This is a genomic window from Hydrogenophaga sp. IBVHS1, assembly GCF_002127265.1.
Taxonomy (GTDB): Bacteria; Pseudomonadota; Gammaproteobacteria; order Burkholderiales; family Burkholderiaceae_C; genus Hydrogenophaga.
Genome location: NZ_NFUU01000002.1, coordinates 516,637 through 537,668 on the forward strand (window position 1 = coordinate 516,637; position 21,032 = coordinate 537,668).

Sequence of the window (21,032 nt, forward strand, 5' to 3'; positions counted from 1 at the left end):
CCTAACCGCTGCAGCTCACGCTGCCGCAGCCGGACATGGTGGCGGGCCGAACCGGTGAGTCTTCGGGCAATGTTTCAGTGCGGGTGTCGTAGCCCAGACTTTGCAGGTGCAGGGCAAGGCCGGCGTCCATGGTGGCGGCGTGCTGCGGGAACCACTCGGCCAACGCAACGGCCAGCCGGCCGATCAGGGTGTTGTCACCCTGGTCGGTATGCGTCCGGACCGCCTGCAGGGTCTCCAGAATGCTGGCGTGCTGCAGCGCGTGGCAGTTCTCGGGCGCGAAGCCGGTGGCCAGCATCCAGCGTTCTTCCTGCGCGAAGTGTTCCACCGTGTGGTCGATGACGCGCAGATACAGGGGCATCTGGGCTTCGGGTGGCAAGGCCATCAGCTGGTTGAGGAGTTCGACGAACGTTTCGTGGGTTGCGTCCATTCGGGCGTCGCCCGTGGTGAGTTCGGGGCCCCAGGCGAGGCTGTGCAGTGCGGTTTGTTCCATGGGGTGCCACTCTACGGCCAGCATGGCTGGCGCGCCTTGACGCGCATCAAGTCAGCGTGCCTGCCCGGTGCTTTTCACGCCCGCCCCGCGCACCTCAAACCGAACCTCGTCGAGCACCTTGCCGCGAGCATCGGTGAGCTGCATCACATGGCGGCCCGGCCACGGCAGCCACTGCACCTGTGTGCCCTGCGCCAAGGGCTTGCCATCCAGCCGCCAGCGGCCGCCGTTGCCGCTGGCCGTGAAGGTCAGGCGCTGGCGGTTGGGCGGAATGTCCGGGTCCAGCGCAATGATGGTGCCGGGGGCGGGTGCGCGGATGCGCAGCGGGGCGCGCGTGCCGGTGGCGGCGGGCGCGTGCATCGCAAAACTGGTCTGCTCGGTGCCGGCCATGAACCACTCGCTGCGCGCCGCTTCAAGACTTCGACCGCCATCGGTGTCGCCGAAGGTGGCGCGCGCCTGCACGAGACCTTCAGGTGCGGCCGGCGCGCGGCTGGGGGTGCTCGCGTGCAGGTGCTGCATCACCGCCGCCCACACCGGTGCCGCACCGCTGGTGCCGCTCACGTCCCACATGGGCGCACCGTCCGCATTGCCCACCCACACGCCCACCGTGTAGCGCTCGGACCAGCCCACCGCCCAGTTGTCGCGCATGTCCTTGCTGGTGCCGGTTTTCACGGCCGCCCAGAAGCGCGTGGCCAGGATGCTGTCGGTGCCGAAGGTGCGGGCGCGTGCGTTCGCATCGCTCAGGATGTCGCCCACGATGTACGCCGCGCGCGGGTCGATGGCGGGCAAGGCTTGGGGCCGCGACCCCACTGGGCCATACCGGCCGCCATTGGCCAGCGTGCGGAAGGCGTTCGTGAGCGACAGCAGTGACACTTCGGCGCTGCCCAGTGCCAGGCTGTAGCCGTAGTAGCCGCCGGACTCGCGCAGCGGGAGCCCGATGGTCTTGAGCTGCCGGTGGAAGGCATCGGGCGACACCATGACCAGCGTGCGCACCGCCGGCACGTTGAGCGAAGAAGCCAGCGCCGTGCGCGCAGACACCCAGCCCTTGAACAGGCGGTCGTAGTTCTGCGGGATGTACAGGCCGCCAGCGGTCGGGATGTTGGTGGGTGAGTCCTCCAGCAGGGAAGCCGCCGTGATGCGCCGCTCGGCGATGGCCTGCGCGTAGAGAAACGGCTTGAGGGTGGAGCCGGGCTGGCGCTGCGCCAGCACCCCATCCACCTCGGACGCCGCGCTCATCTCGCCCGACGAGCCGACCCAGGCCAGCACCTCGCCGCTGGCGTTGTCCAGCACCACGAGCGCGCCATCGTGGACGTTGCGGCCTCGCAGCTCGCGCAGGTGTCGCTGCAGGGTCTGCACACCGAAGCGCTGCAGCGGCGCCGAGAGGGTGGAGTTCACCGTGGTCGGCATGGTGGCTCCGGCCTTGGTGGCGGCGGTGAGCAGCCGCCGAGCGTGGTGCGGCGCGATGCCTTCGCTGGCGTCGAAACTGCGCTGGGGCAGGGAGGCGGTGGCAAACATGTCCAGCCCGGCGCAATCGACCGGCGTGCCAGCCTGCATCAGCTTCAGCACACCACAGGCGCGCTGGCTCACCACGCGCGGTCTGGCGTTTGGTGCCCTCACCAGCGCTGCGGCCACGGCGGCTTCGCGCTCGTCCAGGCCGTGCGCGGCCTTGCCGAACAGGGTGCGGGAGAGCGCGTCGATGCCGACCACCTCGCCCCTGAAAGGCACGAGGTTCAGGTAGGCCTCCAGGATCTGATCCTTGCGCCAGTGGCGTTCCAGCCGCTGCGCGGCCACCGCCTGCCCGAGCTTTTGCGGCACGCTGCGGCCACCCGCGCCGCGTTGCAGGAAACCGCCTTCGTCTTCCAGCAGCGCGGCCAGCTGCATGGTGATGGTGGAGGCGCCGCGCGTGCGCGTGTTCCAGAGGTTGCCCCAGGCAGCGGCTGAAATGGCGCGCCAGTCGACGCCGCTGTGTTCGTGGAATCGCTTGTCCTCGCTGAGCAACATGGCCGTTCGCAGCGCGGGAGACACGTCCTGCAACGCCACCCATTGCCCGCGGCGCACGGTGGCATCGGTGCGCAGGCGCTGCAGGAATTCGCCGTGGCGGTCGACCACGGTGGTGTCGGACGGTTGCCAGTTCCTGCGCACTTCATTGAAGGAGGGCAGGGCGTGCGCCACTGCCGCTACGCCCAGCAGCGCCATGGCAGCGGCCGCGCGCAAGGCGTTCATCGCGGCATCTCCACCTTCACCCGGGCGTTCGGCGTCTCACCGAACATCTCGGGCGCGTACATCGCTTCCACCCGGCTGGGTGGCAGCGAGAACTCACCGGCGTTGTTCAGGCGCACCGTGTATTCCATCTTGATGACGCCCTTGGGCACGTACTCGTAGTAGCTGCGGTAAGCCTCGAAGCTGCGTTCCTCGAACGCCGGCCAGGCGTTGCCGGTCGGGCTGTTCTGGCCCGAGGTGGCGATCTGGGAATCGCGCCCGAGGCCACCGCCCAGAATGGTCGCGCCACCCGGGATGGGATCGGTGATGACGACCCAGGTCATGTCGGCCGAGGCATTCACCTCCAGGCCAACGCGCAGCACGTCGCCGCGCGTGTACCGGCCCGCCACCGCCTGTTCCACCGGGGTGATGGTTTTCTTGATGGTGTAGCCGGCGCTGAATGGCGCCTTGAGCTGGACCGCCGCGACCGACTGCAGCGTGAGCCAGGGTTTGCCGGTGCCCTGGTGCGTCACGGTCAACGTGTCCTTGCCGCCGCTGGCGTTCCACGGCAGGAAGCCGGTGTTGTTGCGGAGGTTGCCGGGGCTGGCAGGCGCACCGAACCACGGCACGCCACGGGTGCCATCCTGTTGCATCTGGTTCGGGGCGCCGGTGGGGTCGGTGGTCTTCACGCGGTCGACCTTTGCCCAGTCAATCGCGGCTGCGCCCGTGCCCATGGCCGCGCGCGTCACGCCCGCCACCGGCACCGCCTCGAACTTCGCCGAAAACTTCTCCAGCGCCAGGCCACCCCACAGGTTGGCCGTGGTGGTGTGCCAGGCGCCGCCTTGCTGACGGCCAATGAAGCCATTCGCCAGGCGTCCCATGTCGTCCTGCCAGGCCGGATCGTCCATCACCGCCAGCATGAGCCGCGCGGTGTTGACGTCGCCGTTGGTCATGAGCCACCACCAGTAGTCGTCCTGCTCGGTGCTGAACGCGAGCTTGGTGCCCTGGAAGCTCAGGCGCGCGCGCAACACCTGCGTGGCCTCGGCCATGCGCTGCTCGCGCTGCGGCACATCGGTCACGCGCTTCAGAATGTTCAGCCAGTCGATCACCGCGCTGGTGGGCCACTGGTTGGGCGCGATGGTGATGCTGCCCACCATGCGACTGCGCGCCTTGCCGTAGCGCGACAACGCCTCGATGGCGGCGAGCTTGCGCACGTCGAGGTCTTTGCGTGGGCTCCAGAACTCCCGCGTGATGCGGCCTTCGACAAAAGCGATCAGGCCGCGCTCCATGGGTGCGCGCACGTCGTCGGGCAGACCAAAAGCAGCGTCGATCGTCGAGGCCTCGTGGGTGGCCGCCAGCAGGTAGGCGGTGAGCGTGTCGCTGCCCCGGTTGGCGTCGCCTTCGCGCGGTGGAAAATAGCTGGCCAGGCCATCGGCGTCGAGGTAGTTGGGCAACTGCGCCACCACACCCTGCCACAGTTTTGCATCGCGCAGGCCCACGGCCTTGCTGGTCTTTTGTTCCAGACAGACGAAGGGGTAGTTGGCGAACCAGTCGCGCACGCCCGGCAGGCCTTCGGCCAGTCTGGGCTGCAACGCGAGCTTCAAGCCGCCGCGCCCCGGCACGGCGTTGGCCGGCGGGTTCACGTCCAGGGTGAACGCGCCATCGAGCTGCACCAGCGTGGCCTGCTGCACCGTGAGCGGCACGGCGGGCACGATGCGCTGACGGGCCTTGAGCGCGTCCTTCGCGCCACCCAGCGTGTCTTTCGCTTCAATCTCCCACAGGATTGCTTCTGCACGCGTCTGCGCCAGCTGGGCGGGCGCGGTCACCGTCCATGCCACCTCGCGCGCTTCGCCCGCAGGAATGTCCACCGTCTGCGGTTTCAGCTCGATCAGCGTCGCGCGCGGCGCCACCTCCACTTTCATCGCTTTGGCCGTGGTGTTGCGCAAGGTGAGCTGCGCGCGGAACTCGTCGTCCTCGCGCACCAGCGGTGGCAGACCGCTGATGATCTGCAGGTCCTGCGTGGCGCGGATGCTGGTCTGACCGGTGCCGAACATGCCAGTGCCCAAGTCGGCCACCGCGACGATCCGGAAGGTGGTGAGCGCGTCGTTGAGCGGCACCGTTACCACCGCCTGACCGTTGGCGTCCAGCACCACCCGTGGGTTCCAGAGCAGCAGGGTGTCGAGCAGTTCGCGCGCGCCGCTCTTGCCGCCACCACCGCCGGCGGGCACCGCCTTGCGGCCGTAGTGCCGCCGGCCGATGATCTCCATCTGCGCGGTCGATGTTTCAACGCCCCACGAGCGCCGCTGCAGCATCGCATCGAGCAGGTTCCAGCTGCTGTTGGGCATCAGCTCCAGCAGCGCCTGATCCACGGCGGCCAGCGCCACTTCGGCATTGGCAGCGGGCTGGCCGTTGGGCAACTTCGCGCTGATGGTGACCCTGGCCTGCGAACGCACAGCGTAGCTCTCCTGGTCGGCCTTCACGCTCACGTCGAGCTGGTGCGCCTGCGTGCCCACGCGAATCTCGGCCAGACCGAGTCGGAACGCGGGCTTGCTCAAGTCCACCAGCGCGGTGGGCGCCACGTACTCGCGGCCCTCGTACCAGAACGAAGTCCACCATTCGCGCGGGGCCTTGTAGCCCCAGGTGAAAAAGGAATACCAGGGCACCTCGCGCAGCCGGCCGCGCAACGCGAGCACGCTCACATACACGTTGGGTCCCCAGCCTTCCTTGATCTGCAGGCGCACCGTGGGGTCCTGCCCGTTGAGCTGCACCACCTGCGATTCCACAATGCCTTCGCGCTCCACCGTGAGCAACGCAGTGGCAAACCGGAACGGCATGCGCACCTGGAAGATGGCCGTCTCGCCGGGCTGGTAGGTTTTCTTCTCGGGCAGCAGGTCGATGCGGTCGTGGTTCTCGCCGCCGAACCAGAGCTCGCCCTGGCGCGTGACGTACACCGAGCTGGCGGCCTGGATGCTGCGGCCCGACGCGTCTTTCGCCGTCACGATCAGCTCCACCTCGCCCGGTTCGCCCAGCTTCGCCTCGCACAGCAGCAGGCCGCGCGCGTCGCTCTTGCCGCTGCACACCGAGCCCAGCTCTTTGGTCTGCGTCTGGTTGTCGTAGGTGTAGAAGCCGCCCACCATGCGCTTGCGGCTGGTGGTGACGATGCGGGCCACTGCTTTCACGTCCAGCGCAACACCGGCGGCGGGCTTGCCCGTGAGATCCAGCGCCAGCGCCTGGAATTTGATCTTCTGACTGGCCGACACCCAGCCTTCGGTCTTGATGCCTGCCACCACCGAAGCGGGCCATAGGGTGGACACGCTGCGCAAGGTCTGCACCTCGCCATTGGGGTCGGCGTAGGTGGCTTCCAGCAGCAGCTCCTGCGGCTGTGCCGCCGTGGGCACCTGGTCGATGGCGATCTTGCCGGCGCCATTGCGGTCCAGCGTGACGGGCAGCTTGTCGGCAATGACGCGCTGGTCCTGCGCGGCGGCGGCTTCTTCCTCGCCACCTTCACCGCCTTCAGTGCCGGCATCGCCGGTGCGCGGCGGCTGGAAACTGAAGGCCTCGAAGTCGCTGTAGTACAAGGATTTGCCGCGCACCAGGGCCGACACGCGCACCGGCAGGTTGGCCGCACCGCCGCCCGAGACGTAGTTGACCTGCAGGTCCGTGGGCACCGACTGCACGTTGACCAGTGCCTGCTTCGCCTGCGGCGTGATGCGGCCCTCCAGCACCGGCAGGCGGAATTCCTCGACGCGGAACTCACCCGAGCTGAACTGGCGCTCGCGCTCATCCGCGCTTTTCAGCATCACCTGGTAGGTTCCCAGCTTGGCGCTGGCGGGCACCGCAAAGGTGTTCTCCGCGCTCTGGCCGCCGGTGGCTGTTCGGCGCCACGCCACGGGCTGTGTGAACTGCTGGCCACTGCCGAGGTGGGTGATCAGCAGCGTGTCGGGCTGGGTGGCCGGCACGCCAAAACCCTGGCTGGTTTCCGTGCGGATCAGGTGCTTCATCGACACCGTTTCGCCGGCTCGCAGCAAGGTTCTGTCGAACACCGTGTGGGCGCGTTCGTCGGGCCGGGCGTCGCGGCTGGTGGGCACGTTGAAGCGCCAGGGTTCGATGCCGCGGTGCCAGTCGCTCCAGGTGAAGGCCATGTCCTCGATGGCGCCGTCTTTCGCACGGGCGCTGACGAAGTAAGCCCGGCGGCTGTCGTCGCCGCCCTCGTCGACGCCGCCGGCACGGCAACGCGCCGCCTCGGGCGGTACGCCCTTGATGTCCACCACACCCTGTGCGTTGGTGGTGCCGCTGGCCACCTCCTTGCCCGTGCAATCGGACACGCGCACCAAGGCCCCAGTCACGGGCTTGCCCTTGTCCAGCGTGGTGACCCAGGCCAGCGCGTTGTCGCGGCCGAGCTTGAAGTGCACGCCCAGGTTGGTCACCAGCGCCGAGGTGCGCACATACATCGTGCGTGAGGTGCCGTAGCGTTCGTCCAGCAGCGCGCCGCCCAGCGCTGGCGAGGCGATCTCGATCACATGGAAACCTGGCGTCAAGGGGATGCCCACCACCTCGAACGGGCGCGGGTCGTTGTTGGCGGGCCGGGGCAGGTCCAGCATCTTTACGCCGGCCTGGCCCTGCAGCAACGTCACGGCGCGCGATTCGACCCAGCGCTTGTCGCGGTCCTCCAGCACCTTGGGCAGCGGCCCCTTGGTGTCCGCCTGTGCCTGCTGGCGCGAGACGTTGAACTGGTCGTAGCGCTGCACCTTTCGGAACCACGCAATGATGTCGGCGTCGGTTCTGGGCTGCAGATCGCTCACCTGGCCCGCCTGAATGCCTTGCACCTGAAGTGTGGCTTCCACGTTGCGCAGCGTCACGGGCAGCAGGGGTGTTCCACCGGGCTCGGCGAAGCGTTCGACGATGCCGAACGGCGACGCCGCAAACTTGGCGAGTGGCGGCATCGGGCCTGTGCGCACCGGCAGCGGGAAGCTGTCGGCGTTCACCGGCGCGCGATCAGATGCATCCTTGAAGTCTTTCGGCAGCTCGATGGTGAAGGCGGCCTGCTCGGCGAAGGGCGGCTTGAACGACACCTCGGAGACGACGCTGTCGCCATCGGCGCTTTCGTCTTCGAACACCGGCTTGTGCGTCTGCTGCGCCGACTTCAGGCGGATGCCTTCGGCCACCTTGCGTGGCACGGGCGCGTTGAAGTCCAGCCGCATCGGGCGGATCGGCAGGCAGGCGGCCTGCGCGTTCTCGCGTTCACAGCTGAAGCTCAACTCAAAGGCCTCGCGCACCTGGTAGTCGAAGCGCTTCTCCACCGTATTCGCCACGCCCGATGGGGTGGCCACGCCCTTGCCGAACACGATCGACACCCGGGAATCGGGCGTGAAGCGGCGGTTGCACGCCAGCGTCACGTAGCGCAGCGGGTCCTGGGTGGCGAGCTTGTCCAGGTGTTGCGACTTCAGCAGCGCGGTGCGGTCGTTGCCTTCGATGAGGCGCACCGGCACGCGCTCGCCCAGACCTTCCACCGCGCACCACACGCTGGCCCGCACGCTGGCTGCGGTCGCCGCTCCGTTCAACTGGAGGACGAAATACTGTTCTTCGTCAATGCGTGCCGAGGGGCCGGGGCGCATGTTCTGCACGAAAGGCCCACCGGTGCTGAACTGGTAACTGCTGGCGGCGAGTTCGATGCCCTGGGGCGACTTGAACCCGCTCTTGACCTGCACGCCGCACTTCACGCCCGGTGGCAGGTCGTTCTCGAACTCAAAGGCCCATTCCCGGTCGCTGATCCAGCGGCCATTGCCCCTGGTGGCTTGCGCATCGCTGCAGCTGAGCGACACCGGCGCCGGCGCGCTCGCATCACCGAAGCGGATGGCGCTTTCATTGAACTTCACGACCACCTGTCGCACCCGGGCGACTTCGCCCTGGGGCGAGAGGTTGACGATCTGGAGCGCAGAGGCGGGAAAGGCGCAGGCGAGCAGGGCGGCTGCGATCCAGCGGGACGGTGTGTTCTTCAAGGGTTCCTCCATGGCCGAAGCCAAGGGTAGCCGAAAGAACCGGGTCAGTCTGGCGTGGCGGGCGCCTGCATCTGTGCGACCGCGCGCAACAACTCGGGCGCGTGCAGCGCCGCGTTCAGGCGGCTCAACGCCGGGTGGGCAAGGCAGGCCCGCAGGTGGTGCATGTCGGCCGACTCGTCCTCGGACGGCAGGTAACTTTCGAGCGAGTGCAACTGGCCCAGAGCAAGCCGTTCGCCCAGGTGGGCGCACAGGTACGCCAGCGCCAGCCGGGGCACACGCTCGGGCCCAAGGGCCTGCGGCGGTGTCACCAGCAGACGGCTGCCGTCGCGCACGTCGGCCACCAGCGAGGCCGGCAACGCCCACCGGTTCGTTAGCAGCAGGTGACCGATCTCGCCGCTGCACAGGCCCAGCAGGTCCTGCTCCAGCCGGGCGCGGCCCAGGCGGTCTCGCTGCAGCCACGCGGACACCCCGGTGGGTGGAATGACGGAGGCGGTGGCCAGCAGGCCCACGAAGCTCAGCACCACCTGGGTGGCTAGAGAACCCTGCGCGGGCAGGTGCAGCGCCTTGTCCAGGCGCGAAGCGATCTCGCTGGCGATGGCGCTGGCTTTCCACAAGGTGTCGAAGGTCTTCTGCACGCCAGGCAGTTTCGGTTTGAACGATCCGGCCAGCATGTGTTGCAGGCAGGTGTTGTGCACGCTCTGGATGCCAAGGAACGTGACCGCCTGGCCGAGGTCTGTGACCGGCGTGTGCAGGCCGTAGAACGGGCTGTTGATCGAAGCCACGACCTTGGCCGCGATCAGGGGTTCGCCCATGATCACTTCGCGCAGCTCGGTCGAGCTGGCGCGGGCCATGAAATCGGGTGCCAGGATCCGTTGCAAGGCTTGGGGTGGATGCGGAATGTCGCGGATGGCGGCCATCAGCCGGTCGCGCTTGTCGGGCTCCATCTCGGCTTCAGTGCGCCAGTGAAACCGGGTAAGCGCCTCGGGGGCAAGGGCTTCTTCGCGCACCACGGGCGCCATCGCGCTGCTGGCAGGCGCACGCAGCACCACGGCCTTGGGCGCTGGACGAACGGCTTGCAGGCTCGACCGGCGGAACCCCCACCAGGCCAGCGCGAGCAGCGGCACGGCCGCGATGGAGAGCAGCAGACTGGACATGGGAAACCTCCTGAGAGGGGCGGACAGCCTCATCTGCCAGTGGCGGACGAGGGGCTTCCCAGCTTATCGACGCGGCAGGGCGCCGACTTGAGCGACCCGGTTTTCAGCCCAGGCGCGCCCGGTGCCGCGCGATCTGCGAGCGCACCTGCGCGGGCGCGGTGCCGCCCAGGGTGTTGCGCGCATTCAGGCTGCCGCGCAGGCTAAGGCACTCGTACACGTCCTTCTCGATCGACGCGTTGAAGCCCTGCAGCACGGCCAGCGGCAGTTCTGACAGGTCGCAGTTGTGCGACACAGCGGCTTTCACGGCATGGGCCACGGTTTCGTGGGCGTCGCGGAATGGCAGGCCCTTCTTCACCAGGTAGTCGGCCAGGTCGGTGGCGGTGGCGTAGCCCTTCTTGGCAGCATCTTCCATGGCAACGGCATTCACCGTGATGCCGCCTTCCTTGGTGCCCGTGGCCGGGTTGAGCTGGCCGCCCACCATCTCGCAGAAGATGCGCAGCGTGTCTTTCAGCGTGTCCACGGTGTCGAACAGCGGCTCCTTGTCTTCCTGGTTGTCCTTGTTGTAGGCCAGCGGCTGGCCCTTCATGAGTGTGATCAGGCCCATGAGATGGCCCACCACGCGGCCGGTCTTGCCACGCGCGAGCTCGGGCACGTCGGGGTTTTTCTTCTGCGGCATGATCGAAGAGCCGGTGGTGAAGCGGTCGGCAATCTTCACGAAACCGAAGTTCTGACTCATCCACAGAATGAGTTCTTCGCTGAAGCGGCTGATATGCACCATGCACAGCGAGGCGGCGGCGGTGAATTCGATGGCGAAGTCGCGGTCGCTCACGCCGTCCAGGCTGTTCTGGCACACCTGCGGCTCGCCGCGCTCGTCCACCATGCCCAGGCTGCGCGCCACGAGTTCACGGTCCAGCGGGTAGGTGGTGCCGGCCAGCGCGGCCGACCCCAGCGGCAGGCGGTTGGTGCGGCGGCGCACGTCGACCATGCGCTCGGCATCGCGCGAAAACATCTCCACATAGGCCAGCAGGTGGTGCGCGAAGCTCACCGGCTGTGCCACCTGCAGGTGGGTGAAGCCGGGCAGGATCACCTCCACGTTCTTCTCCGCCACGTCCACCAGCGCGGCCTGCAGCTCATTGAGCAGCGGGATGATGAGGTCGATTTCGCTGCGCAGCCACAGGCGCACGTCGGTGGCCACCTGGTCGTTGCGGCTGCGGCCGGTGTGCAGGCGCTTGCCCGCGTCGCCCACCAGCTGGGTCAGGCGCGCCTCGATGTTCAGGTGCACGTCCTCCAGGTCGAGCTTCCATTCGAAGCTGCCGTCTTCGATCTCGGCGCTGATCTGCGCCATGCCGCGCTGGATGGACTCGAGGTCGTCGCGGCCGATGATTCCTTGCGTGGCCAGCATGTCCGCGTGGGCCAGGCTACCGGTGATGTCGGCCTGCCACAGGCGCTTGTCGAAGAACACGCTGGCCGTGTATCGCTTGACCAACTCGCTCATGGGCTCCGAGAATAGGGCGGACCAGGCTTCGGATTTCTTGTCGAGTTGATTGGTGGACATGGTGTTGCCAGCGGCTGGATGGGAGACGAATGAAGCGGATGTCCGCCAGGGAAGGGGCCACGAGGTGCTTGCCCGGGCCGGTGGACGGCGCGATGGTTCCCTGTGCTGGCCCTCATGTTGGCCGACCCGAGGACGGAAAACGCTTCCCATGAAAGATTCCAGAATTTTATCGAGCTTCCAGGAGCTCGCGCATGCCGCGGGTGCGCGGCCGCTCTCGGAGATGCCTGAGCACATGCGGGCTCGCGTCCAGGTGTTCGACACTTGCCAGGTGGGCACGGTGCTGCGCGCAGTGCTGTTTGTGCAGGCCGTGGTGGCGGTGGCCTCCATGTTCGGCGTCCACACCGTGGTGGGCTGGGTGACACAGATGGCCATTCTCACCGGGGCGGCCTTGCCGGCTGTGCTGGCCTGGCTGCTCACGGTTTGCGGCCTCAAGCGCCAGCTCGGCTTGCTGCCCATGCCGGGGCAATGGGTCGCGGCCACGGCCCTGGGTGCGATCTCTGGCCTGTACGGCTGCGGCCTGCTGGTGCTGATGGGCCTGGCGGATCTTGCGCCCTGGGTGGCCAGCGCGGCCGCCGGTGCGCTGGTGTCTGCGGTGCTGGTGGCCGCCCTCATGTGGCGTGCCAAGGCGCGCACGCCCGCTGGCACCACCGCGCGGCTGGCCGAGCTGCAGGCCCGCATCCGTCCGCACTTCCTGTTCAACACGCTCAACAGCGCCATTGCCCTGGTGCGCGAAGAGCCGGCCAAGGCCGAGAGCCTGCTGGAAGACCTGAGCGAGCTGTTTCGCCATGCCCTGGCCGACCCGAAGGAGGCCGTGCCGCTGTGGCAGGAACTTGAGCTGGCCGAGCACTACCTGGGCATCGAACAGGTACGGTTCGGTGAGCGGCTCAAGGTGGAGTGGAGCGTGGACGAGTCGGCTTCCAAGGCCAAGCTGCCCCCGCTCATCCTGCAGCCGCTGGTGGAGAATGCCGTCAAACACGGTGTGGAGCCCAGCCCCACAGGTGCCATCGTGCGCATCAGCACGCAGCGCCGGGGCAGTGTGGTGGTGATCAAGGTGACCAACACCGTGCCGGCGGGCAGTGGTCGCCCTGGCAACGGTCTGGCGCTGGACAACGTGCGCCAGCGGCTGACCCTCCTTCACGACGTGGAGGGCCGGTTTCAGAGCGCGCTGGTCAACGGTGTGTTTCAGGTTCGGCTCGAAATACCGGTATAAGCGCGTATTGGACGGGTTCTGGATACGGAGCGTGACATGGCATTGAAGGTATTGATCGTTGACGACGAAGCGCTGGCCCGATCGAGGCTGCGTGCGTTGCTGGCCGAGTGCACCGAGCCGCGCACCGACGTGGTGGGTGAGGCATCGAACGCGGTGCAGGCGATGGAGCAGATCCAGCGCACGCAGTGCGATCTGGTGATGCTCGACATCCACATGCCCGGGGTGGACGGCATTGCGCTGGCCAACACCCTGCGCGAAATGGCCAGGCCGCCGGCGGTGATCTTCGTCACGGCGTACGCGGAACACGCGGTGCACGCCTTTGAACTCGAAGCCATCGACTACCTCACCAAGCCGGTGCGGCGCGAGCGCCTGCAGCAGGCGCTGCAGAAGGCGCAACGCCTGCTGACGGCAAGCGAAGGCAACGGCGACGGAGGCTTGCCCGAGAGCCTGATCATTCAGGAACGCGGCCGCAGCGAACGCGTGGCGCTGACCGATGTGATCTACCTCAAGGCCGAGCTGAAGTACATCACCGTGCGCACGGCCGACAAGGAACACATTTACGACGGCGCGCTCAGCGACCTGGAGCAGCGCTATGCCCACCTGTTCGTGCGCGTGCACCGCAATGCGCTGGTCTCGCGCCGGGCGGTGCGGGCGGTGGAGAAGCACAACGACCCGGTGGAGGGCGAGGGCTGGATGGTGCGGCTGGATGGCGTCGAAGAACGGCTGGCCGTTTCGCGCCAGCAGCTGGCGGCCGTGCGCGAAGCCCTGATGAGCTGAATTAAGCCACCCCCCGCGCGCCTTCGGCGCTCCCCCCTGGAAGGGGGGCGATACCTGGGGCCGGCGGAGCCGGACCCTCGGTATCTCTGGACAAGACGTCTCCCTGCGGTACGTGTCGCTTTTGTAGTCAGGCCACGCCGTGGCGCCGCAGCACCTCGGCCCAGGCCGCCAGTTTGCGGTCAAAGCTCCAGCTGGCGTTGGCCGGGCTGGTGGACGGCAGCTTGTAGACCGGCAACCCCAGCAGCTCCGTGTGCCGGGCATGGCGAAAACTCTCGCCACCGTTGTGCGCAATCGCCTCCAGCAAAGGACACGCTCGCCGCAGGGCCGCGAAGTCGTTGAGCTCGGCGTTCTCGATCGAGGTGTCCAGGCTGCCTTCGCGTTCGCAGGCCCGGTACACGTCCCACACACCCATGCCTCGCTCGTGCAGCACCGCTACGCGCTGTTCGTAGGGCATGGCGGGCAGGGGCAGGGCCCACAGGGCGCCGAGGATTTTCCAGAAATGGTTCTGCGGATGGCCGTAGTACTGCTGCGCCCGCAGCGAAGCCACGCCGGGGAAGCTGCCGAGCACCAGCACGCGCGTGTGCGCGTCAAGCAGCGGCGGCAGGCCCACCAGGCGTTTCATGCGAGCGCCTTCAACCGGGGCAGGGCGGCCCACGCGTTGGCCTGCGCGGCCGCCTTCATAGCGTCCACACCCATGCCGCGCAACTCGGCCACCACGGCACCGATGCGCGGCAGCTCGGCGGGTGTGTTCACGCCCTGTGCGCGACCCTCGGCGCGTTCGGCCGCTGTGGCGTAGAGCCACTGCGGCGGAATGTCGGGCGAGTCGGTCTCCAGCACCAGCGCACCGATTGGAAGGGCACTGGCGAGGCGGCGCAGTTGTTTCGCGGGTTCAAACGTCACCGCGCCACCGAAACCCAGCTTGAAGCCGAGGTCCAGAAAGGCGTTCGCCTGCTGTTCGCTGCCATTGAACGCGTGCGCGATGCCGCCCCCGGTGGGCAGCTCGCGCAGGTGCTTGAGCAACACATCGGCGCTGCGGCGCACGTGCAGGATCACCGGCAGCTGGTGCTTGCGCGCGAGCCGGAGCTGGGCTCGGTAAAAGACCTCCTGCCGCTCGCGCATCTCGGGTGTGCACAGCGCCGGCACGAAAAAATCCAGCCCGATCTCGCCCACCGCCACCAGCCGCGGGTCGTCTCGGTGTTCGTTCAGCGCCGCATCCAGCGCGTCCAGGTCGCTCTTCTGTGCCTGCGGCACGTACAGGGGATGGATGCCCAGTGCGTAGGCGTCGCCCAGGCGGTGGGCCAGCGCGCGCACGGTGTCGAAGTTGGCGCGCTCCACGGCCGGGATCACGCAGCGGCCCACGCCCAGCGCCCGGGCGCGTTCGCGCGCGGCCACCGCCAGCGCGTGGTCCGCGCCGAACTCGGGAGCATCCAGATGGCAGTGTGTGTCGATCCACATGGCGGTATAACGGGCCATTGTGCCGTCACGAAAGGGATCTCCATGTCGTCAACCTTCCGCCTCGCCGGGCTCGCTGCTCCCGTGTTGATGGTTCTTTCCGCCTGCGCCATGCCAGGCACGCCCGCTGCCGCGCCGCTGGTGGGGAGCGAATGGCGCCTGGAGGACCTGGGGGGCACCGGGGTGCTGGATCGCGTGGAGGCCACGCTGGCGTTTCCAGAAGCGGGGCGCGTGGCCGGCAATGGCTCGTGCAACCGCTTCTTTGGCTCCTACACCCTCATGAGCGACCGCATCGCCATCGGCCAGATGGGCGCCACGCGCATGGCCTGCGCGGGTGCGGTGGGCGAGCAGGAGGCGCGCTACCTCGGCGCGCTGGAGAAGGCCGAGCGGGTGGAAGTGCAGGGCAAGACGATGCGAGTGCATGTGAAGGGGATGGACAAGCCCCTTCGGTTCACAAGAACAAAACCTTAAGTCAGCACACCCGTCGTCAGGCGAAGCACTCGGCCGCAGCGCGCCGCCAGTGCTTCATCGTGCGTGACCACAATGAAGGCCGTGCCCTGGTCGCGGGCGAGTTCCATCATCAGTTGAAACACACCCTCGGCGGTGTTGCGGTCCAGGTTGCCGGTGGGTTCGTCGGCCAGCACGCAGGCGGGCTGTGTGACCAGCGCGCGAGCGATGGCCACGCGCTGGCGCTCGCCACCCGAGAGTTCGGCCGGGCGGTGGCCCAGGCGGCTCGCCAGCCCCACACGATCCAGCATCTTCGATGCGCGTTCGGCCGCTTCGGCGCGAAGCATGCGGCGAATCCACAGCGGCATGGCTACGTTGTCGCGCGCGCTGAACTCGGGCAGCAGGTGGTGGAACTGGTACACGAAACCCAGGTGGCGGTTGCGCAGATCGCCCTGTTGCGCAGCGCTCAATCCCGACATCGCTTGCCCCATGAGCTGCACGCTGCCCTGCGTGGGCGCGTCCAGCCCGCCGAGCAGGTGCAGCAGCGTGCTCTTGCCCGAACCCGACGCACCCACGATGGCGACCGTTTCGCCGGCGCGCACGGTCAGATCCACGCCGGTGAGCACGGTCACGTCGAGCCGGCCTTCGTGGAAACGTTTGGTGAGGCCCTTGGCCTGAAGAACGATGTCACTCATAGCGCAAGGCCTCGGCAGGATTCACGCGGCTCGCGCGCCAGCTCGGGTAGATGGTGGCCAGGAAGGACAGCACCAGCGAGATCACCGCGACGGGCATGATGTCGGCCTGCTGCGGATCGCTGGGCATGCGGCTGATGAGGTAAATGTCCTGCGGGAGGAAGCTCGCGCCCAGCAGCTTTTCGAGCGCGGGCACCAGCGTGTCGATGTTGAAGGCCACGCCCAGGCCGAGCAGCAGGCCCGCGCCGGTGCCGATGATGCCGACCATGGCGCCCTGCACCATGAACACACCCATGATGCTGCGCGGGCTCGCACCCAGCGTGCGCAGGATGGCGATGTCGGCACGCTTGTCGGTCACGGTCATCACCAGCGTGGACACGAGGTTGAACGCGGCCACCGCCACGATCAGCGTGAGGATGATGAACATCATGCGTTTTTCGAGCTGCACGGCGGCAAACCAGGTGCGGTTCTGCCGCGTCCAGTCGCGCACCAGCAGGCCAGGATCAAGCCCGGCGGCGATGGAGATGGCGACCTCGCGCGCCGCGTGCAGGTCCTTGATCTTGATGCGCACGCCGGTCGGGCCTTCCACGCGGAAGATGCGCGCGGCGTCTTCCTGGTGCAGCAGGGCCAGGGCAGAGTCGTATTCAAAATGGCCGGAATTGAACACCCCCACCACGTTCATCTGCCGGATGCGCGGCACCACACCGGCGGGCGTCACCTGGCCGCTGGGGGCAATGAGGGTGACGCTGTCGCCCACGATCACGCCCAGGCTGCGCGCGAGTTCGCCACCGAGGATGACGCCGTATTCGCCCGGCACCAGGCGCGGCAGCACGGTGGCAGCGAGGTCGGCGGCCAGATCGGTCACCTTGGGTTCCAGCGCCGGATCGATGCCGCGCACCAGCGTGCCCTTCATGTCTTCGCCGCGCGCAATCAGCGCCTGTGCACCCACAAAGGGCGCTGCACCCAGCACCTCCGGGTGGCCTTCAATGCTGGCCAGCACGCGGGGCAGGTCGGGAATGGCCTGGCCGCCGGGCTCGAACACCTCGATGTGCGCGAGCACGCCGAGCATGCGGTCGCGCACCTCTTTCTGGAACCCGTTCATGACCGAGAGCACGATGATGAGTGCGGCCACCCCCAGCGCAATGCCCAGCATGGAGACACCGGAAATGAAGGAAATGAAGCCGTTTCGCCGGGTGGCACGGCCAGCGCGCGTATAGCGCCAGCCCAGAATGAGTTCGTAGGGGGTTTGCATGGCAGCCGGCATTGTGGCATCCCCCACAATCCCTTCATGTCTGCCGCCGCACGCCACCTTCTCATCCCCTTTGCCACCGCCGGCGCCTCCGACCAGCAACCCCTTTGGCCGGCCCCGGCCGTGGAAGACCTGCCGAACCTGGTCGCCTTGTTGAACGGGATGCAGGCGGTTTCGCACACCGAGTGCGGACCGGACACGCCGTCGATGCCTTACGAGCTGGTGCTGGCGGGCTTGCTCGGCCTGCCCGCAGAGCCAGGCCGTGTGCCCTGGGCCGCCTTCGAAACGCGAACCGTGGGCGAGCCCTGCGGCTGGATCAAGCCCTGCCACCTGCAGGTAGGGGGCGATCAGGTGCGCCTGGGAGACGCCGCGCTGCTCGGGCTGCAGGAGGCCGACTCCCGTGCCTTGCTGGAAGCCGCCGCACCCTATTTCGCGGAAGACGGCATGCGCCTGACTTACATGAGCCCCGGCGCGTGGCTGGCCACGGGCGAGCCTTTGCGCGACCTCACCACCTGGTCCACCGACCGCCTCGCCGGTCGCCAGCTCACGCCCGATGTGTTGCAGCACAGCGCAGGCAGCTTCGGGCCGCTGTGGCAACGGCTGCACAACGAAATGCAGATGCTGTTCTACACCCACCGCGTCAACGACGAGCGGACCCGGCACGGCCAGTTGCCTGTGAATGCGGTCTGGCTCACAGGCGCGGGCGCGCTCAGTGCCATGCCCGCACCCGTGCCGCAGCTGGTGGTTGAAAACCGCCTGTGTGCCAGCGCACTCGCGCTGGACGCCGCCGCGTACCAGCAGGCCTGGCGGGTTGTGGATGCGGACGCCTGTGCGATGTTGCTTCGCGCCTGCCGAGCGGGGGAGCAAGTGAAGCTGACGCTGGCCGGCGAGCAACGTGCCATCACCTACGAGCCGCGCCCCACGTCGATCCGCGCGCGCATCGCCTCCATGTTTTCTGCGCGGCCGTCTCTGGCCGTGTTCGATACCTTGTGAACCCCATGAAAGACCTCTTTTCGTCATGAAGATCATCACCCGCGACGTGCCACCGCGCGCAGCCTGGGCGCTGGAGCAAGGCGGCCTGCACCCCCTGCTGGCGCGTCTGTTCGCCGCACGCGGCATCACCAGCAAGGACGAACTCGACGACGCGCTGGCGCGCCTGATTCCACCCACCCAGATGCTCGGCGCACAGGAGGCCGCGCGCGCACTGGCCGACGCCATGGCTTTGAAACAGGCCATCTGCATCGTGGCCGACTACGACTGCGATGGCGCTACCGCCTGCGCCGTGGGACTGCGCGGCTTGCGCCTGCTCGGCGCGCCCATGGGCTTCGACCGCGTGAACTACCTCGTGCCCGACCGCGTGACCGATGGCTACGGCCTGACGCCCTCCATTGCGAAGCGCGTGAAGGCCCAGGGGGCAGACGTGCTGGTGACGGTGGACAACGGCATCGCCAGCGTGGAGGGTGTGCGCGCGGCGCGCGAACTCGGCCTGCAGGTGATCGTGACCGACCACCACTTGCCTGCCATGAAAGATGGCGAGGTCACGCTGCCGCAGGACTGCATCATCGTCAACCCCAACCAGCCCGGTTGCACCTTCGAGAGCAAGTCGATTGCGGGTGTGGGGGTGATGTTTTATTTGTTGCTGGCGCTGCGGGCGGAGTTGCGCGAGCGCGGCGTGTTTACCGCGCAGGAACAACCGCGCATCGACGCGCTGTTGCCGCTGGTGGCGCTCGGCACCGTGGCCGACGTGGTGAAGCTCGACGCCAACAACCGACGCCTGGTCGCGCAGGGTTTGAAGCGCGTGCGCGCCGGTGCCATGCCACCGGGCATGACGGCGCTGTTTGGCGTGGCGGCGCGCAAGCCGGCCACCGCCACCGGCTTTGATTTCGGCTTTGCGCTTGGCCCGCGCCTGAACGCCGCGGGCCGCCTGGCCGACATGACGCTGGGCATCGAATGCCTGACGACCGACGATGCCTTGCGGGCGGATGAACTCGCGCGCACGCTCGATGGCATCAACCGCGAACGCAAGGTGATAGAGGGCGACATGCGCGAGCAGGCGCTGCAACTGGCTGAGGAGATGTTCGACGAAACCGAAGAGCCGCCGCCTGCGCTGGTGGTGTTTGATCCGGACTTCCACGAAGGCGTGGTGGGCATCGTGGCATCACGCCTGAAGGACAAGCTGCACCGGCCAACGTTTGTGTTCGCGGCCAGCGGCGCCGATGGCAAGGAGAACGAGCTCAAGGGCTCGGGCCGTTCCATTGCAGGCTTTCATCTGCGCGATGCGCTCGACCTCGTGGCCAAGCGCCACCCGGGGGTGCTGCTGCGCTTTGGTGGCCATGCCATGGCAGCAGGCTGCACCATCGACGAAGAGCACCTGGAAACCTTTGAAGCCGCGCTGCAGCAGGTGGCACACGAATGGCTGGACGCCGCCACGCTGCAACGCCGTATGGAGGCGGATGGTCCGCTGGAGACGAAGTACCGCCGGCCCGATCTGGTGGACACGCTGCACCAGGAGGTGTGGGGTCAGGGTTTTGCGCCACCGGTGTTCTGCGAGGAAGTGCAGGTGGTGTCGCAGCGGCTGGTGGGTGAGAAGCACCTGGCGCTGAAGCTCAAGCACCAGGGCGAGCCGGTCGACGGCATCTGGTTCAGCCACACCGAGCCGTTGCCCGAGCGCGTGAAGATTGCGTTTCGGCTGGACGCGGATGAGTGGCAGGGGCAGCGGCGGGTCCGGTTTCTTGTTGAGGCGGCTGAGATCTGACTTTCAGGATCTCGCTCATTGACCTCGCGGGCTCGGAGCGACTGGGCGCTCTGCTCCGCGAATGTCCTCCGGCGGCGGGAGGCCGCCTCCCCCTTTATTTCGCTGCGCAGAGCGCCCAGCCGCTCCGCGCTGAACCGGTGTAGTTGCGCGGCCGCCGTTGAAAAAATCAGACTGTCGTGGCCACGGTCCGATGCAGCACAGGCGTCTCAGGCACTGGGTACCCTGCTGCGCCGAACGTGCTCACCACCGCCTTGTGCGTGTCGAAGTAGACCTGCCAGTAGTGGTCGGTGTGCGTGTAGGGGCGCACGCAAAGCAAGGGGCCTTCCGGTGTGAACTGCAGAATTTCCACATCGGGGGCGGGTGACGTGACCACATTGGGAATGGCCGCCACGGCGGTGCGCAGGCGCGCCATGGCGTCGTTCACATCCACGCCATTGGCCACCTTCGCCACGCAGTCCACCCGGCGAAACGGTTCGTGGCTGAAGTTCTGGATGTTGTCGGCAAACACCTTGTTGTTGCCCACGATGGTCGTCACGTTGTCGGGGGTGAGGATGGTGGTGGCGAACAGACCCAGTTCCTTCACCGTGCCGGTCACACCGCCCGCACAGATGAAATCGCCCACCTTGTAGGGGCGCAGCACCTGCAGGAAGATGCCTGCCGCGAAGTTGGCCAGCATGCCGCTCCAGGCCACGCCAATCGCCAGGCCCGCGCCCGCGAGCAAGGCCGCGAACGACGTGGTGCGCACGCCGAAGATGTCGAGGATCGCCAGGATCAGCACGATCGTGAGCAGCACCGAGATGATGGACTTCAGGTACTGGATCAGCGTCTGGTCGAGCTTGCGGCCCTTTTCCATGGCCCGGCCAATCAGCCCCACCGCAATGCCGATGAGCCAGCGGCCCACGATCCAGGCCGCGATGGCGCCCAGCACCTTGAGGCCGAAATCGGCGCCCTGTGTGACGAGGAAATTCCAGATGACTTCCGTGTTCATAATGTTTTCCTTTAGTAGAAGGTGATCCAACAGATGCAGCATTCACACCCACCTGGCCAACCTTGCGG

At 67.5% G+C, this 21,032-nt stretch carries 15 protein-coding genes; 5 read left to right on the forward strand and 10 right to left on the reverse strand.

Translation table 11 applies throughout. From position 1 onward, the window contains the following. Nucleotide 1: 1 nt before the first annotated feature. The 5 genes from CAP37_RS17215 to argH form a co-directional block, all read right to left on the reverse strand. The gene (locus tag CAP37_RS17215; RefSeq protein WP_086125585.1) at nt 2–490 is read right to left on the reverse strand and encodes a hemerythrin domain-containing protein; all 489 of its coding nucleotides are present in this window, start codon (nt 488–490) and stop codon (nt 2–4) included. Nucleotides 491–541: 51 nt separating this feature from the next. Further along, nucleotides 542–2,710, reverse strand: coding sequence for a penicillin-binding protein 1C (gene pbpC / locus CAP37_RS17220; RefSeq protein ID WP_086125440.1), 2,169 nt, complete (start codon nt 2,708–2,710; stop codon nt 542–544). Next, the gene (locus CAP37_RS17225) at nt 2,707–8,685 is read right to left on the reverse strand and encodes an alpha-2-macroglobulin (protein WP_256927031.1); all 5,979 of its coding nucleotides are present in this window, start codon (nt 8,683–8,685) and stop codon (nt 2,707–2,709) included. The genes pbpC and CAP37_RS17225 overlap by 4 nt, the downstream gene beginning before the upstream one ends. 44 nt (nt 8,686–8,729) lie before the next feature. After that, on the reverse strand, nt 8,730–9,839 hold the full coding sequence (locus CAP37_RS17230) for an HDOD domain-containing protein (RefSeq protein WP_179190266.1): 1,110 nt from the start codon (nt 9,837–9,839) through the stop codon (nt 8,730–8,732). Between the two features lie 103 nt (nt 9,840–9,942). Next, nucleotides 9,943–11,394, reverse strand: coding sequence for an argininosuccinate lyase (gene argH, locus CAP37_RS17235; RefSeq protein ID WP_086125443.1), 1,452 nt, complete (start codon nt 11,392–11,394; stop codon nt 9,943–9,945). A gap of 148 nt (nt 11,395–11,542) precedes the next feature. Between argH and CAP37_RS17240 the strand changes: the two genes are divergently transcribed. Further along, nucleotides 11,543–12,604, forward strand: a complete 1,062-nt coding sequence (locus CAP37_RS17240) for a sensor histidine kinase (RefSeq protein WP_086125444.1) — start codon at nt 11,543–11,545, stop codon at nt 12,602–12,604. A 36-nt stretch (nt 12,605–12,640) separates the two neighbouring features. Further along, on the forward strand, nt 12,641–13,381 hold the full coding sequence (locus CAP37_RS17245; RefSeq protein WP_086125445.1) for a LytTR family DNA-binding domain-containing protein: 741 nt from the start codon (nt 12,641–12,643) through the stop codon (nt 13,379–13,381). A 127-nt stretch (nt 13,382–13,508) separates the two neighbouring features. Here the strand turns inward: CAP37_RS17245 and CAP37_RS17250 are convergent, their stop codons facing one another. Continuing rightward, nucleotides 13,509–14,003, reverse strand: coding sequence for a DNA-deoxyinosine glycosylase (locus CAP37_RS17250; protein ID WP_086125446.1), 495 nt, complete (start codon nt 14,001–14,003; stop codon nt 13,509–13,511). After that, nucleotides 14,000–14,854, reverse strand: coding sequence for a TatD family hydrolase (locus CAP37_RS17255; protein ID WP_256927032.1), 855 nt, complete (start codon nt 14,852–14,854; stop codon nt 14,000–14,002). Before CAP37_RS17255 ends, CAP37_RS17250 begins: the two co-directional genes overlap by 4 nt. A gap of 24 nt (nt 14,855–14,878) precedes the next feature. On the opposite strand from CAP37_RS17255, the gene CAP37_RS17260 reads away from it, so the two are divergent. Beyond that, complete coding sequence (locus CAP37_RS17260; protein ID WP_179190267.1) at nt 14,879–15,304, forward strand: META domain-containing protein; 426 nt, start codon at nt 14,879–14,881, stop codon at nt 15,302–15,304. Here CAP37_RS17260 and lolD read toward each other — a convergent pair. Continuing rightward, on the reverse strand, nt 15,301–15,975 hold the full coding sequence (gene lolD, locus CAP37_RS17265; protein ID WP_086125447.1) for a lipoprotein-releasing ABC transporter ATP-binding protein LolD: 675 nt from the start codon (nt 15,973–15,975) through the stop codon (nt 15,301–15,303). The genes CAP37_RS17260 and lolD overlap by 4 nt on opposite strands. After that, nucleotides 15,968–17,224 (reverse strand): lipoprotein-releasing ABC transporter permease subunit, encoded by a 1,257-nt coding sequence (locus CAP37_RS17270; protein ID WP_086125588.1) that lies wholly within the window; start codon nt 17,222–17,224, stop codon nt 15,968–15,970. Before CAP37_RS17270 ends, lolD begins: the two co-directional genes overlap by 8 nt. A 36-nt stretch (nt 17,225–17,260) precedes the next feature. Here CAP37_RS17270 and CAP37_RS17275 point away from each other — a divergent pair, with 36 nt between their 5' ends. Both CAP37_RS17275 and recJ read left to right on the forward strand, forming a co-directional pair. Continuing rightward, nucleotides 17,261–18,214: a hypothetical protein gene (locus tag CAP37_RS17275; protein ID WP_086125448.1), complete on the forward strand. Its 954-nt coding sequence runs from the start codon at nt 17,261–17,263 to the stop codon at nt 18,212–18,214. Between the two features lie 25 nt (nt 18,215–18,239). Continuing rightward, nucleotides 18,240–19,976 (forward strand): single-stranded-DNA-specific exonuclease RecJ, encoded by a 1,737-nt coding sequence (gene recJ / locus CAP37_RS17280; protein ID WP_086125449.1) that lies wholly within the window; start codon nt 18,240–18,242, stop codon nt 19,974–19,976. A 166-nt stretch (nt 19,977–20,142) separates the two neighbouring features. Here recJ and CAP37_RS17285 read toward each other — a convergent pair whose 3' ends face one another. Next, complete coding sequence (locus CAP37_RS17285) at nt 20,143–20,964, reverse strand: mechanosensitive ion channel family protein (RefSeq protein ID WP_086125450.1); 822 nt, start codon at nt 20,962–20,964, stop codon at nt 20,143–20,145. Nucleotides 20,965–21,032: the final 68 nt, after the last annotated feature.